Genomic DNA, 16216 nt, shown 5'->3' on the forward strand with positions numbered 1-16216 from the left:
AACTAAAAACGCGGAACGACTGTTTACCGTGGATGTCCCAGCTTCTTAGCTAGCATATAACGCCTTCAACAAGCAAGCCTGAGGCAATCCTTTTTTGTTCAAACGTTCTTCCCATCACTAATACTGTTTCTTCTCTCCTAACATATTCTTTGTGCAGCGTAGTAGTTTCCGATAATTCCAACATCTTAAGGATAACATTTTTTAACTGTAAAATACCATTGTATTTCCTTTCGCATCCACGATTCCGGCTTTCCTTCGTTCGCGGTCGCTCTCTTCTGTCAGCAATATCTTACTTAGGCGTTTCTTATGACATTTTTTTGATGCCATTAATTCTAATCCTTTGGCGACGTAAGATGTGTTCGCATACGATTGAATTACAATCATCCCTGCCCCAGCTTTCACCTACGAAATGACAGCGTCGACTCCGAAAAATTTCTGAACCGACTGCCCAACTCATTTTTCCAGATCATATTCAACTATGGAATGTGTATGCACAGCTATCCTATCCTGTCATAATTCTTTCTCTTTTTCATTCATTCTATCTAAAAATAAAAAAGGAAGAAGCTGTTCTGGAGCTTCTTCCCGTTTATACGCATTAGCACCATGTAGCACCAACGATAATTAACAAGATGAACAAGACGACAATTAGCACGAAGCTACGGCCATGACCGTAGCCGCCGTACCCGTAGCCACCATAGCCGCCCCAGCCGCCATAGCCGCCCCAGCCGTATCCATATCCGAATGGCATACATCCACCTCCTTATATGACATCGTTATCGTTGTTCATTAGTATCCCCAACCACCAATACATGCACATCCAACAATAATTAACAAGATGAACAAGACGACAATTAACGCAAAGCCGCCACCGTAAGCTGCACCCATCTTTGAGCACCTCCTTCACTTTTGTACTAGTAGACTATTCATCTAGGTTAAAAATGGTTAGACGTTTTCATAAAAATGGGTATTTGTTGAGTCAAAAAAAAAACGGATTTTCACACGGAAGTGTTGAGTAATAAAAAAGTTGTTTAAATTATAAAAATGTCATTTAAAAAATAAAAAAGTCGTTTAGTTTTTTATTCAACAAACGGGCCATATTGTTGAATAGCGTACCAGTTATTTTTAAAGGAAAATACTTATAATTAACGGGATGTTGCACAATAAGCCCAATATCCTTCTTTTGATGTTTTTTGTGTTTGATATTCTAATTTTAAGAAGCAGCTCTGTGAAATCAGAGATGCTTCTATTAATTATATGAGAATCAATGGTAAGGTTTTCCCGACTTCAAGTTTTCGGTCAAATTTAACAATAAATTTTTATCAACATTTAATAATTTTTTATTGTAAAACGATAAATAATGTATTAAAATTTATTCAAAAATAAATTAGTGAGGTGCTTTTTATGAAACAAAGGTCAACATTGTTTTTAAAAATAGCTGTTTTTATTATCGGAACTCCAGTTCTTGCTTTATGTATATTTGGATTACCTTGGTTAGCTAATAATCCAGTAAATCCAGATTATGCCCATATACTATATCCCATTTTAATCATTATGTATGTATCAGTAATACCGTTTTTCGTTGCATTGTATCAGGCTTTTAAACTTTTAAGTTATATTGACAAGAACAAAGCGTTCTCGGAAATATCTGTAAAATCTTTAAACAAAATAAAATATTGTGCAATCACAATCAGTGGCTTATATGTGGTTGGTATGCCATTCTTTTACATCTTGGCGGAGTTAGACGATGCTCCAGGTATCATATTAATCGGATTGGTCGTTATTTTTGCTTCAATGGTGATTGCAGTCTTTGCTGCTGTTCTCCAAAGGCTTTTACAAGAAGCCATAGATATAAAATCAGAAAATGATTTAACGATCTGAGGTGAATAACATGCCAATTATCATCAATATTGATGTGATGCTGGCTAAAAGGAAAATGAGCGTCACAGAACTTTCGGAGAGGGTTGGAATCACGATGGCTAATCTTTCTATATTGAAAAATGGAAAGGCAAAGGCGATTCGATTATCAACTTTAGAGGCGATTTGTAAGGCTTTAGAATGTCAACCCGGAGATATTTTAGAATACCGAAGTGATGAAGACACCCAAGATTAATAAAGTAGGAAACATTGAAAGGAAAAGAAAGTTATTCGGCGGTGAGCTAGCTACTATACTAAGCAGGACTTGCATATATTCAGAAAAAACCTTTGGAGGAACAAGTCATGAGAGCACTAAAACAACTCGTTCGTTTTGGTTGGGAGCAGGCTCTATCATGTTTGTTTCCTGTCGTTATTTTTGCCTCTTTGGCTTTTACAAAAATCATGCCACTTCCCTTCCTACCACGGTATGACTGGCTGCTCATCATCTGCCTTCTGATGCAGTGGTGGATGGTGCGTTCTGGGCTTGAAACACGGGATGAACTAAAGGTTATCACATTGTTCCACCTTATTGGACTTGCTCTTGAGATTTTCAAGGTACATATGGGCTCCTGGTCTTATCCAGAGGAAGGATATTTCAAAATTTTTGGAGTGCCTTTGTATAGTGGATTTATGTACGCAAGTGTAGCGAGTTATCTTTGCCAGGCGTGGAGGAGGCTTAAGGTTGAACTGGTTAAGTGGCCACCGTTTTTGGTAGTTGTACCTCTTGCAGCTGCGATTTATTTGAATTTTTTCACCCACCATTATTGGATTGACGTTCGTTGGTGGTTATCTGGACTTGTAATTATCGTCTTTTGGCAATCATGGGTCACATACGAGGTTGATGGAACTCGTTACCGTATGCCACTCGCACTTTCTTTTGTGCTTATCGGATTTTTTATATGGATAGCCGAAAATATCGCAACGTTCTTTGGAGCTTGGGAATATCCAAACCAAACCGATGCATGGAGTTTCGTTCATCTAGGAAAGGTGAGTTCATGGTTCTTATTAGTGATTGTTAGCTTTCTTATAGTAGCGACGTTAAAGCAGGCTAAGGGAAAAATTCAACTAGGAGAAACTAGTACTAGTCAATTTTTATAACTGTTAAATAGATTTCAAAATCTATTGAAATTTCTTTCTGATTCAAACATAGCCTGTATTAGCTTGTTTAACAATCAGGCGCGATTGTTGAATAAGAATCCTTAGATTTAAACGACTTTTTTGTAATAGTTTTGAGTTCGGTAAAGCATTTTATATCAAAAATTAAACAACTTTATTTTAACCCCGTCCTAAATCAGAACGGGGTTTTGTGTGTTTGGGGTTATAAAATTAAATAACTTTATTGTAATCTTACAGGAAGATCCGTTTTTACTCTATCCTTGATGGTGTTGCAAAACTAGAGTAAAAACTCAAAATTGTGCATAAGAATGCATAATTGTACATGCAGTAAATAGCGATTAAACCCATACCAACGTGGCTGTTCTAGTCCATCATTCTTTAATTGATTGAATGTCTGCTCAATCGAGTTACGGAAACGAAACAACCACTTTCCGAATTCTGTTTTCAAAAACGAAGGAATCACCCGGCCGTAGGCATCTTTTCGTTCATCACCATTTCGAGAATTAATCGGTGAAACGAAAAAGATCCCTGTTTGTTCCGCCATTTGACGGACTTTTTCACTGTCATAGGCAGCATCTCCAAGGGCAAACTCAATCTCCCATTCCTTTAAAGATGGAAATAATTCAAGCGCAACGGCTGCATCATTTCGATTCGCAGTCGTGAAGACATGGGATAAAATGACTCCCTCTGCCGTTGTACAAAGATGTAATTTATAACCTTTAAACCAGTTATACCGAGTGGAGATTCCCCATCTCGCTTGAGAATCATAAAGACTGCTTCGGAGCGCTGTACTGTCGATCATGACGATTTTTGGATATCGAACGCCTAAATCTTTGAGAAGTTGAGCATTAAAAGCGGAAAATCCTTGTTCTCGAAACCACTTACCTGCACGTGAAAACGTAGAAAGATGTGGAACCTCTTTAAGTCCACAAATACGCCGGAAGTAGCCAAAGCGATTCAGTGTGTCAACTAACTGACGTAAAGAATCAATGGAAAAATAGGTTTTTAAAAAGAAACATTTTAACAATGATTTTTTCGGAATCGGTGGTCGTCCTGTCACATAAGGTGTTTCTGGTAAAGAAAGTTGGTCGATGTATTGAAATAAAGCTCGTAAAAGAGGATCCATTTCGCTATTCATTGCATGTTCGATAACAAAATTGGAAATCATGATAGTGTCCACCCCTTGGAAATGTGTTTTTTAGGTCACTGTATATGATTTCCAAGACGGGTGGATTTTTTGTGTACATTTATGCATTCACTATGTGTTTTGCAACACGTTCTATCCTTCAAAAGAGCTGCGCCGAATAAGTTTATGATGGAAGTCTTGCATCCGTTTGGTTTTTGCCAATGAAAAAATAACGAGCGCTCCCCAAATGCAACTAAACGCATAAACATGAGTCTTTGTAAATGACTCATGAAAAAGAAAGACACCAAATAGCAAACTTAAAGTCGGAGCAATATATTGCAGAAAACCAACCATCGTCAGCGAAATGCGTTTGGCCCCTTTGGCAAAGTACAGTAACGGCAATGCAGTAGCTGGTCCTGCACCGATCAGCCATATTGCTTGCCAGATCGAAATCGACAGAAACGTATTGTCATGACCATAGAGAAAAATCAGATAAACAAGTGAAAGCGGTGTGACAATCATCGTTTCAAAGGTAAGACCGATCGCTGAATCAAATGTCGCTAATTTTTTGGCCAATCCATAAAATCCAAAGGACAGCGCAAGTGACAACGCAATCCAAGGAAACTTTCCATATTGAAACGTAATGATGCATACGCCAACAAAAGCTAACCCAAACGAAATCCATTGCCAAATATTGAGCCGTTCTTTCAATACAACCATTCCTAATACAACACTGACAAGCGGATTAATGTAATAACCCAAACTCGTCTCTACGATATGTTCATGATTGACCGCCCATATGTAAATAAACCAGTTTACGCTAATACAACATGCAGAAGTGATGACCCCTATGGCCAATTTTGGCTGCTTCATCATTTCCAGAAACTGCTCACGGCATCGTTTCATTTGCTGAGTGACGAGTAATAGCCCCATCATAAAAACAAATGACCAAACGATGCGATGTGCTAAAATTTCCGCAGCCGAGCGCTCATCTAATAACTTCCAATAAAGCGGTAAAACTCCCCACATGACATAGGCGATCGCTGTATAAAAAATCCCTATCTTTTCGTTATATCCCGACTGCTTCATCGTCTTCATCTCCTTTGATTTTAAGTGAAAGCGGGATGTTCCTCTAATTTATAACAAAGTCCATTATAAAACGTTTTTGATTTTCTTTCCAAGAAAAAACGCCTGTTGTGAAAAACAGGCGCGTTATTTAATCACTGCTAATACAATAATCAACAGGATAAATAAAACGACGATGAGCGCGAACGTATAACCGTGACCATATCCGTAACCGCATCCATCATAGTATGGTCCATAACCGTAGTACCACATCACTTACTCCCCCGTTTCTTCACTAATAACGACCGATACAAGCACATCCTACGATAATTAATAAGATGAATAACACAACTACTAATGTATAACCACTGCTATAAACGCCGCTCATGGCGAGCACCTCCTTTAGCTATTCAGGGGTAGTATATGTATTCGCCTAGTCAGGTGGCAGGGCGAATGCCCAGTGGACAATCAAGAAAAGCGCAAGGCACGAACCACTCTCAAATCCAAATGTTCCTCCTGAGGGAACTGGTTTGTCACAAGAAGGGGAGACAGTATTTTAACATAATTCCGAAAGAGCCCTTCCACTTCAAGAACATGACGAAGTTTTGTTTGAATAGGAAGATAACCTTCAGTCCACAAAATAGAATATATGTTCTATCGTGATGTTAGAACTCTTTCGGAACGGGGGAAGCCTAAAGTGATTCCTTTTATGTTGCTTATCATTCGGCTAAAACATACAAGTCGCAAATCTCCCCTCTTCAAATATGTTAAGTGACGGATAGTTCATTTTAATCATAAGGAAGAAAAACGCAAACGGCCAATGGCGCTGTCCTGTCTTTCGCGACAGCACATGTTCTCTCTTCCGAAAAGCTTTGCTAGTTTGACTCCGCAGCTCTTGAGCACCATGTTTCAAGTCATGTGCACCGATGTTGATTCAAGAAACAAACTGGTTGATCATTGGAGCTAGATAGTTCACCTTTAAATATATCAATAAAAAAACCTAAACGAGGCGTAACCACCCCATTTAGGCTACTTTATCTTTTACTCTTTTCCTAACACGCGGTTAATGCGTTTCCGTAGCATCGCCATACCGCTTCCTCCTGCTTGGAAATGACGGAGCTTCCCTTCCGCATCAAATACGTAATAAGCAGGAACATATTTATTTTCAAAAGTGTCTGTTAGCTTATGATCATTATCGACAAAAATAGGTTGGATAATATCGTGAGCCAACGCCATTTGACGGATGACATTAATATCTAAATCGTCTTCAGAACGCGGCATATGAACAGCCACAACATTTAATTCATCATTATATTCATCGCGAAGCTCATTCACCTCTGGCATCGCTTCTTTACATAAATAGCAGCTGACAGACCAAAAGTGAATCAACGTTGGTTTGCCTAGCAAGTCTTCTTTTCTGACCTCACCGTTAATCCATTCGGTAGCACCGACTAATTCTGGCATTTCATCGCGCAACTTCATCAATTTATCCCTTCCTTCTGTACATTGTTATCTTAAAGCGTTTTTTGTCCCGGTTTCCAGTTCGCAGGGCAAAGCCCCCCTGTTTGTAATGCTTGAAGGACACGCAATGTTTCATCCACATCGCGGCCGATATTATTGTGGTTTACGACAGAATACATTAATTCTCCCTCTGGATTAATGATAAACAACCCGCGAAGCGCGATTCCCTCTTCTTCAATTAATACGCCGTAATCTTTGGAAACTTTCATATTTTTATCAGAAGCAAGCGGAAAGTTCAATGAACCTAAACCATTTTGTGTGCGGTCTGTATTGATCCATGCAAGATGGGTATGCACAGAGTCAGTAGAAACGCCGATAATTTCTGCATCTAAATCAGCAAATTCCTCATATCGATCACTTAATGCAGTAATTTCTGTTGGGCAAACGAATGTAAAATCATTCGGATAGAAAAATAATACTGTCCATTTTCCGTTTTTCATATTTTCTTCAAGAGAGACTGTTTGAAATTCTTTATTTGGCATCACTGCTTCCATCATAAAACGCGGTGCTTGTTTTCCTACCATGCGCTGTGCCACTTCTCTTACCTCCACTAATTTAAAATGATTATTATTTAATACATGTTATATTATATATAATATTAATTTATAGTCAATACTTTTTTGTAATTAATATAAAAAAGTATTGACTACAAAAAAATAACAGAACACTGTCTGTTATTTCTCCTTCGTTTCATCTTCCCCCCACCATCCTTTTTTCTTGAAATAAAAAGCGATAAGGACACCGAGGCTTGCCATAACAATTAGCGCATAAGCATATCCATACTTCCATGTCAACTCCGGCATGATTTCAAAGTTCATTCCGTACACTCCAGCAACAAAGGTCATTGGCATGAAAATAACACTGACTAGCGTCAATGTTTTCATAATAACGTTCATATGATCGGATTTCAGCGATAACTGTAAGTTAAAAATATTTGATAGCGTTTCTTTAAATGCATCAAGGGCAGCTGTAATTCTTGAAAATCGGCTAATGACGTCTTGAATGTACGGGTTCGTTTTGTCATTGACATATGGAAATTTCGTATGATGGATCGTTTTCATCATTTCCTCTTGTGCTTCAGCAATTTGACGAAGCTCATGAATCTTCACTTTCCATCGATACACACTACGTCCAATCTCGTTGGCAAATGGCGTTTTAAACACTTGCTTTTCTAGCGATTGAATCTTGTCAGCGATGTCATCAATGACTCGTAAAAAATGAATAGTGGCTACATCAAAGCATTGATATAAGACATAACCCGGATGTGACAAGTATTGAGGGTGATGAATCAATTTTTCTTTTACGGTTCTCATAAACGATTCATCTTCGTTTGTATAACTAATAATATATTGTTCTGTAGCGACAAGCTGTAATTGTGTCATTTGTAAATCATGCCGTGCGATAAAAAGTGAAACAAATAAACACTGCTCGTATTCATCAACCCTCGGAATATCTGTACCGGACAATAATGCCTTCTTGGCCAACGGATGAATCGGAAGCTGGGTTAATAATCTCTCTAGATCTGATTTTGTTTTCTCCGTAAAATGCAGCCAACATACCCCTTTTAGATCGGGAAGCGATAACGTTTCCGTTTCAATCACTGTCTGTTTCATTTCATCGTAGTATAACATCGTCCATTTCCTTTCTTTTTTATGTATAGTTTTCACATTTTTTTATAAAAAAACCTTAATCGCGAAGACGCGATTAAGGTATCGTATCCGGCTCGATATGGACATGGGTTGTTTCAATGTCATGCTGTTCCTTCATCATTCGTTCCACTTCATCAGCAATCTCATGGCTTTTAACGACGGTTAAATTCGGATCGACATGGATTGTAACGTCGAGAATGACTTGGTTTCCTACCATTCTGGCTTTTACATCCGCTACACGTCTCACCCCTTCGATCGTAGAAATTTGTTGTTTATATGTCGTTAATGCTTGTTCATCGAATCCGTCGGTCAACATATGGGACGTTTCCATAAAAATATCCCATGCCGTTTTACAAATCATAATACCAATGAGAAAAGCAACGAGTGGATCAATCCAAAAGAGATGAAATTGTGCACCGACAATCCCGATCGCTGTTCCTATGCTCACAAGCGCGTCTGACAAATGGTCTTTCGCTGCAGCGGCGAGTGCTTGGCTATTGACATGTTGAGCGAGACGCTTATTAAACCAATATACGCTTAACATCACAGCGGCCGAAAACATTCCCACCCACGCCGCGAGCAATTTCGGCATCTGGCTTCGATCGTGATGAATGAGTGACGAAGCTCCTTCAGAAACAACATCAATCCCGATTGACATCATCATAAACGCAGCAATGAGCGATGAAATGTTTTCTGCCCGCGAATGACCATATGGATGATTATGATCCCTTGGCTTTTGCGCAATTTTAATTCCAATTAAGATAGCAATGGAAGCAATTATATCACTCAAATTGTTCCAGCCGTCCGCTGTCACCCCATCCGAATGAGCTATATATCCAATAATCAGTTTTACAACAGCTAAAATGATATAGCTCGCAATACTCACCCAAGCTCCTAATTCCGCTTTCATCCGTTTTTTCACATACTTCACCAACTTATCGTCCTTATTTGCATATATTAGTTTAGCAACATAACATTGTGTGAGTCTACAGCAACAAAGTTGGGATATGGAATGACTATAGAATTGGACAAACTTTTTCCTACATAGGTAACTTTATTGAGCAAGGGCAAAAGTTAACGTATATGCATAGATTATGAAAAAGAACGATTGGAGGACATCACATTGACCACATATCTCGATGTTTTAGCGGAATTAGGAATCGATAGTGCTCATCCCGGGGGTTTTTCATTAACAAAAAATATATTACGTAAACTTAACATACAGCAAACGAGCAGCATTCTCGATGTTGGCTGCGGCACTGGACAAACAGCGGCCTACATCGCCGAACAATATCGTGCGAATGTAACTGCCATTGATATTCACCCAACAATGCTCCAAAAAGCAAAAAAACGTTTCGCTTCTTTATCACATCCTGTTCATCTTTATAACACCTCTATTGAATCACTTCCGTTTTCCTCAGAGCAATTCGACGTGATATTATGCGAATCAGTTTTATCATTTGTCTCCTTATCCAAAGCTCTGCAAGAAATTTACCGTGTGTTAAAACCAAAGGGAAAACTGCTCTCCATTGAAGTGGCTCACTCTCAATTAACTGAAACCGAGAAAAAAGACATCACCTCGTTTTACGGGTTTCGTCATTTACTCACAGAACAGCAATGGGAAGCCTACTTGCACAAAAATGGATTTCATAAAGTGCAAACCGCTTATCATCCTGTCATGCAACAACGTGTACTTGCAGCAACTCCTTTTACCATTACCGCTGACGTTTCTGAAGAGATGCTCACCATTTTACACACTCACGAGCATATGACAAAACAATATGGTCGACGACTTGGTTACTGTATATTTTCATGTGAAAAGTAGTCATAGGTACAAACTTCCCTAGTCCCCTTCTCATACGCTATAGATGTAGTAAACAAAAAAGGAGGAACGCATATGTCACAACAATGGTACAATGTTTGTTGCCGCTATCATGGTCAAGTCGTGCGAATCCATGATAAATTTGGCAATGTACACATTGGGCGTATTACGCGCGTCACCCCGAATCGCGTCTATATCGCACCAGTCGGCCGTCGAAATCTTGGTGGATTCGGTTTCGGCTTTTATGGGGGATGGGGTTGGGGCTGGGGGGTTGGAATCGCTCTCGCCGCTATTGCTGCTATTGCATTAATCGGCCTCTTTTGGTAAATTCGAAAAGCAGAGGAAATTCGCTAAATGTAATAAGCACATATAAAAAGGTGGCTGTTTGCTGAGCAATAAGCCACCTTGTTTTCTTATACTTTTTTTACAATGCGGAAGTATTCCTCTAGCGTAATCCCTTTTTCGAAAATAACTTTAGCTGCCTTTTTTCCGACATATCGTAAGTGCCATGGTTCATATTGATAGCCGGTAACTGCCTCTTTTCCCTTTGGATAGCGGATAATAAAACCGTATTCATGGGCATGAAGAGCGACCCATTTTCCTTCTTTTGTGTCACCAAATGCGGTTGTAAGCGCATTGTTTACACTTGGACTGGTAATATCCATCGCTAATCCCGTCTGATGTTCACTTTGTCCCGGTATCGCTACAGCATGAACAGCTTCTTCTCTCCCGCCTTTTTTCACTTCTTCGTCAAATAAGGCTTTTTGGCGCTCGTAAGACCGATACCCTGACGCCGCCACCAGCTCTATACCCGCTTGATGAGCAGCTGCAAACAATTGTTCAAGCGCTTTGGCTGCTTCGGCGCGCATGTAGCGTTTATCAACATTTTTTTCTGCAAAAGAAAATTGCACACGGGGAACGACCAAATCGGCTGGTTTATACGTAGCAGGTAAACTTTGCTCTTTATTCACCAGCGCTAAAATATTGCTTGGATTCATAATGACTTTTATCCCATTTTGCACTTTAACGACATTCCAATATTTCGATTCCAATAATAAATCAGGATCGACTGACGCCTTCGATTCATTTGTCCCCGCTTGTCCTTGAACGCTACTTTGCTCGCTGGAGGACGGAGTCTCAACGCTTTGCCCATTTGTCACATTTTTATTTGGTTGTGCTGAATGGGAGGGAGAAGAATTAGCTGCTGTACAACCGTTTATAAGGAAAACAGTAGCTATGACCGATAACATGTATAAACGTTTCATTCTTTCCACCTTACTTATTTCGTTAATATCGTGATAGAAACACCCTTGGGCTCGCCAAGAGTGTTTGTCATTATACCCGAATCGCAGCTTCTAGAGCAACTTCAATCATCTCATTGAATGTTGTTTGTCGTTCCTGTGCTGTCGTGTCTTCCCCTGTTAAAATATGATCGCTCACCGTCAAAACAGAAAGAGCTTTACGACCAAATTTAGCCGCTAGCGTATACAAAGCTGCCGTCTCCATCTCTACGGCTAAAACACCGTAACGCGCCCATTTTTCCCAGTCCGCATTGTCATTATAGAACATATCAGCAGTAAAGACATTTCCAACCTTTAGCTGCAATCCTTTTTCTATACCAACATCATAAGCAGTTCGCAATAAATCGAAGTGGGCTGTCGGCGCATAATCCATTCCTCCAAATGTTAAACGATTCATGTTGGAATCGGTTGATGCGCTCATCGCTAAAATAACATCGCGAACACGTACATCCTTTTGAATCGCACCGCATGTACCGACACGTATTAATGTTTGTACATTGTAACTTTGCATTAATTCATTAATGTAAATCGAAATGGATGGTACCCCCATCCCAGTTCCTTGTACGGAAATGCGATGCCCTTTATATGTACCAGTAAATCCAAGCATGCCGCGCACTCGATTATAGCACGTCGCCCCTTCCAAAAAAGTTTCGGCAATATATTGAGCCCGAAGCGGGTCACCCGGCAGCAAAATTTTATCAGCAATATCATGTTGTTTTGCTTCGATGTGAATACTCATAACCTGTCCTCCTTAGCATCCTTTCCAGCAGAAATATCATGCTTGGTTCGCATCCTTTTTATCATATCATACATGCAACGAAAGGAAAAGAAGGACAAGATAAGAAAAGCGAAATCACCACCATCATCTCACGAACTCAAATGTTCTTCACTCGCAAGATAGCTTGGTACTTTTGGAACATGAAGATGATTTAGCACAAGAGGGCTGTCACTGAAACTAGACAATGTTCGTTTCAGATTTGTATTTTATTAAGAAGGAAGAGGAGACAATAACAACCATCACGAAGGGAAAACAGATGAAAAAAGAAACTAGAACAAGCTGTTGAATACGCGGACAAAACCAGTCCGTCATCCTGTACCGCGCACCAACCATCAACATCAAGCTCAAAAAAATTTTTAAGGGGGAACGTTCTCCCCCTTTTTTATGATGTTTTCGAATGGTAATCGTCATACCGTCGCGCCAAATATTTTTCGTTAATATACAACACTTTTTTGTCTTTGCTTGTTGTATATTTTCTCTGCTTTTTTCTCCTCTGTTGAAATAATAGGGCGATGACCGCATACATAGGAAGAATGAGCTGAAGAGCTCCTGCATATACGTAAAAAAACCGTTTAGTTTCCTTAATCTCGGATATTTCGATATGAATGTCACTAAATAGGTAATATGAAATAGCAACCACACCACCTGTGACAAGTACATTTACAACATGTAACAAAGGAAAATCTTTTCGACGATGAAACAATCTTTCCATCTCCACTTTTACAAATAATAAAGCAATGGTAGAAACGGCGCCAAGGAAAGCGGAAACGAATAATGCCGTCATCCTTTATTCTCCTTTTTCGAAATTGTACACACCTTCAATTACAAGCAATTTCCGTCAATAGAACGAATATTGAGCGAACAAACTAATAGTGATCAATAAAAGGAGGAAAACACAATGGGTAAAAAACACCGCAACCGAATTAACGGACAGAAAAAGAATAATCACATTCCAAAGGAAGCATTAATCGCTGAGGATGCAGCCCATGCAAAGGAATACTCTGCAACAGGACGGAAAAATGGTCCGGGACATCATGATAATCCTGATTCATAACGTTCCCATACGCTAGCAAAACATAGAAAACCCTTGTTTCTACACAAGGGTTTTCTATGTGGAAGGATCGACCTCATCGAATGACAACGTGACAACTTTTGTATAATCTCCGTGAACAATTTCTTCTTTTGTCGCTTTCTCATTTAACTCTTCATCGTCATCCATTCCTGGAGCTACAGTAGGGATTTGTTTGTCTTCCTCTCGTTGTCGCACATCATCGCCCCCCTTTCCTTTTATATCCCTTCCCTTGTGTAGATAAAACTATTCATTTTTTTCATTATATCATGATATTGCGTTATATAAAACGGAATATTTAGAATTTTTAGATCTATATTTATCGAATATGAATACGATTCACTTTTTTCCATCCTTCCGGGCATAATTTATAACATACCTGTCCCTTAATTCCTTCATCAATTAATACAATATCCCCTGTGCTGACATAACGTGCTTTATAATCTTTCGGCAATAAATCCGACACGTTAAACATGCGATACACCAGTGATAGTGCTTCGTCATGGTTCAATGCTGCCATTGTTAACCGATATACTTGACGATATCCTTTCGTCTGACCAAATCGAGGTGTTTGAAACAACGTTACATCATATGTTTGCTTTGTGTGTAGCATTTTCTTCATTAAAAGGCGAACCATCGGACATCACTCCTCTACCCAATATGGATGCTAAACGGCGATCCAATACCGTTTGTCAAACATATTAGCGATTCGTGATGTCGATTCCTTTAGCAAAATTATTGTTGTTTTGTCGAATCCTCTTTTTAACCCAACGATATAGCCCGTTGTTCCTAATAAGATACCACCAATCATTCCAGCAATGGCATCGGCCGGATAGAAAGCTCCGAATAAACACGGCTCATACTCACTAAAACCGGCATTACCAAAAGAAACACAAACACCTATGCCCCTAATAGCGGGTGCGTTGGTAAAAAAGAGAAAAAAGGCTGTTGAATTTATAGCGTGACCTCTTGGAAAACTATAGGTCAAATGGGTCCACTGCATCCGCTCTCCGGCGATCTAAAGCTTTAATTGCACATTGACAACACGCACTCCGAACAAGGAATGCGGGGAAAGCAGGCGATCGATTTTTTCTCTGTCCCCTTCGTCGAACGAATGAAAGGATGAATTATCATATGTTAAACTACCGAGCCACAATAAACTCACGATGAGCATGTAATGTTACCATTCACTCCTATGATTCCCTTCTTACGTCTGCTTAAAGTTGGCACTGGAACTAGAGCGTTCTCCGAAAATAAAAGATAAAAAAAGATTGAGTCAGCACCCAATCTTTAGCAATATGATTGAATGAAACGAGAAAGTTTTTGAGATAGCTGAGAGAGATCATCGCTTGTGACGCGTAAGTGAACGTACGATTCATCCAAATCAAGAGCCTCAGCAAATAAGCTTTTCAACCCACGAGCCCGACGATCAATTTGCATGTATACGATTACTTCGTCTTTAGAAATCGATGCAAACATGATTTCGACTTCGTCTAGTCGCTCGCGAAACAGACCTGTTTTCGGCACATACTCAAATTCTTGCACAAACGGAAGCCGTTTGGCACTCACTGCTTTTTTGCATTCCGCCTCTCGAAGGCGAAATCCCATATCCTCCATGCTCGCTAGGACCGCATTCATAACCGGTGTTGGTTCAACCCGAATATAATCTTGATCATTCGGATCAAGAGCATATTTCATATCAAGCCCAGTATGGAGCCACACTTTTGTTTTGCCGACCGTAATGGGTGTATCAAGCGGAAGCGTAAATCGAAACGGAATTTTCTTTTGCTCATGGATACCAATCGTAAACGGTTCGGTAATTTTCCACTTTCCTATTAAAGCGTGGCTCGTCGTTTTTCGGTCATCCACTTCCACTGTATACGTAGCATAAAGAGATAAATAAATATGATCAATCGCTTGCTCGGTGTTTCCTCCAGTTATTTCAACGATTCCTTCTACTTCATCGCCAATCATTAACCGCTCAGACAGCAATTTCGTATCAACAATAGCCGCTCCAATACCAACGCGCGCTAGTAGTTTATGAAACAATGACATCGGTCGCCCCATCCTTTCTAATTAACTCGTCAACATCCTTCATTAATTCACGAATATGGTGGTAAGGTTCATCAATCTGTAACATTTTTCGCAATATAAAACGGGCATGTTCGGAAATGGATAATTCCTCTTCCCAGCTTCTCTCTTCATCCGTTGTCGGCTCGTATGAAGAGTACAACAAGAATAACGTAAAATGACCTAACGCATAAAAATCGCTTTTGACATCAATTTGCCGCCTTAACTTTTTCTCCAATACATATGTTTCTACATGTGGGATTTGTTCATGAAAAAATCGGGCTAACCCGAAATCGATAATGAATACGTTCCCATCCCGGAAAAGAATATTCGGGATGCGCAAATCACGATGGACAATTTCATTTGCATGAATGTATTCCACAACATCTAGCACATCCCTTAGCAGTTGAAATGATTCCTGTTCCGTGTACGTTTTCCCTTTGTCAAAAATTAACGTTTCAATGGTTTCTCCAGAAATATACTCCATCACAAGATGGGGAACTCCTCGTTCTATAAACGTTTCATACAACGCTGGAATTTGCGGATGTTGCAGCCGCCGTAAAATGACGGCCTCCCGCTGGAATGACTGTATTTTTTCTTGCATTTTTCGTCTTGTTTTTCGCAATTGTTTAATGACGACTTGTCTTCCTGTTTCCCAATCGTTGGCTACATAAGCAATTCCATAACTTCCCACTCCAAGTTCTCTCACGATTTGATAGCGGCCTCGAATGAGCGTACCTTCTTTATAATGTCGGTCGAAAAATCGAAAATATGGAATGCCCATC

The 16216-nt window shown here is 39.7% G+C and carries 25 protein-coding genes; 6 read left to right on the plus strand and 19 right to left on the minus strand.

Going from position 1 to position 16216, the window contains the following annotated elements; translation table 11 throughout:
- Positions 1 to 201 precede the first annotated feature (201 nt).
- The 3 genes from ISX45_RS07095 to ISX45_RS07105 all read right to left on the minus strand — a co-directional run bounded on the left by ISX45_RS07095 (position 202) and on the right by ISX45_RS07105 (position 885).
- A complete protein-coding gene (locus ISX45_RS07095; protein WP_267240206.1) occupies positions 202 to 402 on the minus strand; it encodes a DUF1028 domain-containing protein in 201 nt (66 codons plus the stop codon).
- 193 nt (positions 403 to 595) lie between these two features.
- Positions 596 to 748 (minus strand): YjcZ family sporulation protein, encoded by a 153-nt coding sequence (locus tag ISX45_RS07100; RefSeq protein WP_181556214.1) that lies wholly within the window; start codon positions 746 to 748, stop codon positions 596 to 598.
- A gap of 38 nt (positions 749 to 786) precedes the next feature.
- Positions 787 to 885: a YjcZ family sporulation protein gene (locus ISX45_RS07105; RefSeq protein ID WP_071880425.1), complete on the minus strand. Its 99-nt coding sequence runs from the start codon at positions 883 to 885 to the stop codon at positions 787 to 789.
- A gap of 516 nt (positions 886 to 1401) precedes the next feature.
- Between ISX45_RS07105 and ISX45_RS07110 the strand changes: the two genes are divergently transcribed.
- The 3 genes from ISX45_RS07110 to ISX45_RS07120 all read left to right on the plus strand — a co-directional run bounded on the left by ISX45_RS07110 (position 1402) and on the right by ISX45_RS07120 (position 3012).
- On the plus strand, positions 1402 to 1878 hold the full coding sequence (locus ISX45_RS07110) for a DUF2975 domain-containing protein (protein WP_194520372.1): 477 nt from the start codon (positions 1402 to 1404) through the stop codon (positions 1876 to 1878).
- Between the two features lie 10 nt (positions 1879 to 1888).
- Complete coding sequence (locus ISX45_RS07115; RefSeq protein WP_194520373.1) at positions 1889 to 2110, plus strand: helix-turn-helix domain-containing protein; 222 nt, start codon at positions 1889 to 1891, stop codon at positions 2108 to 2110.
- 107 nt (positions 2111 to 2217) lie between these two features.
- Positions 2218 to 3012: a DUF817 domain-containing protein gene (locus ISX45_RS07120; RefSeq protein ID WP_194520374.1), complete on the plus strand. Its 795-nt coding sequence runs from the start codon at positions 2218 to 2220 to the stop codon at positions 3010 to 3012.
- A gap of 295 nt (positions 3013 to 3307) precedes the next feature.
- On the opposite strand, the gene ISX45_RS07125 is transcribed toward ISX45_RS07120, so the two are convergent.
- The 8 genes from ISX45_RS07125 to ISX45_RS07160 all read right to left on the minus strand — a co-directional run bounded on the left by ISX45_RS07125 (position 3308) and on the right by ISX45_RS07160 (position 9325).
- Positions 3308 to 4198 carry a transposase gene (locus tag ISX45_RS07125; protein ID WP_407649725.1) on the minus strand — a complete coding sequence of 297 codons (891 nt, stop codon included), beginning with the start codon at positions 4196 to 4198 and terminating at the stop codon, positions 3308 to 3310.
- 111 nt (positions 4199 to 4309) lie between these two features.
- Entirely contained in the window at positions 4310 to 5245 is a 936-nt protein-coding gene (gene rarD / locus ISX45_RS07130) for an EamA family transporter RarD (protein WP_194520375.1), read from the minus strand.
- A gap of 123 nt (positions 5246 to 5368) precedes the next feature.
- Entirely contained in the window at positions 5369 to 5494 is a 126-nt protein-coding gene (locus tag ISX45_RS07135) for a YjcZ family sporulation protein (protein WP_181556345.1), read from the minus strand.
- A 22-nt stretch (positions 5495 to 5516) separates the two neighbouring features.
- Positions 5517 to 5609, minus strand: coding sequence for a YjcZ family sporulation protein (locus tag ISX45_RS07140; protein ID WP_181556219.1), 93 nt, complete (start codon positions 5607 to 5609; stop codon positions 5517 to 5519).
- A 653-nt stretch (positions 5610 to 6262) separates the two neighbouring features.
- On the minus strand, positions 6263 to 6703 hold the full coding sequence (locus tag ISX45_RS07145; RefSeq protein WP_181556220.1) for a TlpA family protein disulfide reductase: 441 nt from the start codon (positions 6701 to 6703) through the stop codon (positions 6263 to 6265).
- A 32-nt stretch (positions 6704 to 6735) separates the two neighbouring features.
- Complete coding sequence (locus ISX45_RS07150) at positions 6736 to 7278, minus strand: peroxiredoxin (protein ID WP_181556221.1); 543 nt, start codon at positions 7276 to 7278, stop codon at positions 6736 to 6738.
- Positions 7279 to 7416: 138 nt separating this feature from the next.
- Complete coding sequence (locus ISX45_RS07155; RefSeq protein WP_228485662.1) at positions 7417 to 8373, minus strand: magnesium transporter CorA family protein; 957 nt, start codon at positions 8371 to 8373, stop codon at positions 7417 to 7419.
- 73 nt (positions 8374 to 8446) lie between these two features.
- A complete protein-coding gene (locus tag ISX45_RS07160; RefSeq protein ID WP_309505678.1) occupies positions 8447 to 9325 on the minus strand; it encodes a cation diffusion facilitator family transporter in 879 nt (292 codons plus the stop codon).
- Positions 9326 to 9514: 189 nt separating this feature from the next.
- Here ISX45_RS07160 and ISX45_RS07165 point away from each other — a divergent pair, with 189 nt between their 5' ends.
- Together ISX45_RS07165 and ISX45_RS07170 are read left to right on the plus strand one after the other, a co-directional pair.
- Positions 9515 to 10216, plus strand: coding sequence for a class I SAM-dependent methyltransferase (locus ISX45_RS07165; protein WP_194520376.1), 702 nt, complete (start codon positions 9515 to 9517; stop codon positions 10214 to 10216).
- Positions 10217 to 10288: 72 nt separating this feature from the next.
- Complete coding sequence (locus tag ISX45_RS07170) at positions 10289 to 10540, plus strand: hypothetical protein (RefSeq protein WP_194520377.1); 252 nt, start codon at positions 10289 to 10291, stop codon at positions 10538 to 10540.
- A gap of 86 nt (positions 10541 to 10626) precedes the next feature.
- On the opposite strand, the gene ISX45_RS07175 is transcribed toward ISX45_RS07170, so the two are convergent.
- The 3 genes from ISX45_RS07175 to ISX45_RS07185 form a co-directional block, all read right to left on the minus strand.
- Positions 10627 to 11478 carry a M15 family metallopeptidase gene (locus ISX45_RS07175; protein ID WP_228485663.1) on the minus strand — a complete coding sequence of 284 codons (852 nt, stop codon included), beginning with the start codon at positions 11476 to 11478 and terminating at the stop codon, positions 10627 to 10629.
- Between the two features lie 70 nt (positions 11479 to 11548).
- Positions 11549 to 12253: a purine-nucleoside phosphorylase gene (gene deoD / locus ISX45_RS07180; RefSeq protein ID WP_181556224.1), complete on the minus strand. Its 705-nt coding sequence runs from the start codon at positions 12251 to 12253 to the stop codon at positions 11549 to 11551.
- Positions 12254 to 12674: 421 nt separating this feature from the next.
- Positions 12675 to 13076: a hypothetical protein gene (locus ISX45_RS07185; protein ID WP_194520378.1), complete on the minus strand. Its 402-nt coding sequence runs from the start codon at positions 13074 to 13076 to the stop codon at positions 12675 to 12677.
- A 114-nt stretch (positions 13077 to 13190) separates the two neighbouring features.
- Between ISX45_RS07185 and ISX45_RS07190 the strand changes: the two genes are divergently transcribed.
- Positions 13191 to 13346 (plus strand): hypothetical protein, encoded by a 156-nt coding sequence (locus ISX45_RS07190; protein WP_181556226.1) that lies wholly within the window; start codon positions 13191 to 13193, stop codon positions 13344 to 13346.
- 54 nt (positions 13347 to 13400) lie between these two features.
- Here the strand turns inward: ISX45_RS07190 and ISX45_RS07195 are convergent, their stop codons facing one another.
- The 5 genes from ISX45_RS07195 to ISX45_RS07215 form a co-directional block, all read right to left on the minus strand.
- Positions 13401 to 13559 carry a hypothetical protein gene (locus tag ISX45_RS07195; protein WP_181556358.1) on the minus strand — a complete coding sequence of 53 codons (159 nt, stop codon included), beginning with the start codon at positions 13557 to 13559 and terminating at the stop codon, positions 13401 to 13403.
- 121 nt (positions 13560 to 13680) lie between these two features.
- The gene (locus ISX45_RS07200) at positions 13681 to 13998 is read right to left on the minus strand and encodes a hypothetical protein (RefSeq protein WP_181556227.1); all 318 of its coding nucleotides are present in this window, start codon (positions 13996 to 13998) and stop codon (positions 13681 to 13683) included.
- A 30-nt stretch (positions 13999 to 14028) separates the two neighbouring features.
- Complete coding sequence (locus ISX45_RS07205) at positions 14029 to 14364, minus strand: phosphatase PAP2 family protein (RefSeq protein ID WP_194520379.1); 336 nt, start codon at positions 14362 to 14364, stop codon at positions 14029 to 14031.
- A gap of 287 nt (positions 14365 to 14651) precedes the next feature.
- Positions 14652 to 15416, minus strand: a complete 765-nt coding sequence (locus ISX45_RS07210) for a sporulation protein (RefSeq protein ID WP_181556229.1) — start codon at positions 15414 to 15416, stop codon at positions 14652 to 14654.
- Positions 15400 to 16215: a serine/threonine protein kinase gene (locus ISX45_RS07215; protein WP_181556230.1), complete on the minus strand. Its 816-nt coding sequence runs from the start codon at positions 16213 to 16215 to the stop codon at positions 15400 to 15402. The genes ISX45_RS07210 and ISX45_RS07215 overlap by 17 nt, the downstream gene beginning before the upstream one ends.
- Between the last annotated feature and the right edge of the window lies 1 nt (position 16216).

This window comes from Thermaerobacillus caldiproteolyticus, from assembly GCF_015326725.1.
GTDB lineage: Bacteria > Bacillota > Bacilli > Bacillales > Anoxybacillaceae > Thermaerobacillus > Thermaerobacillus caldiproteolyticus.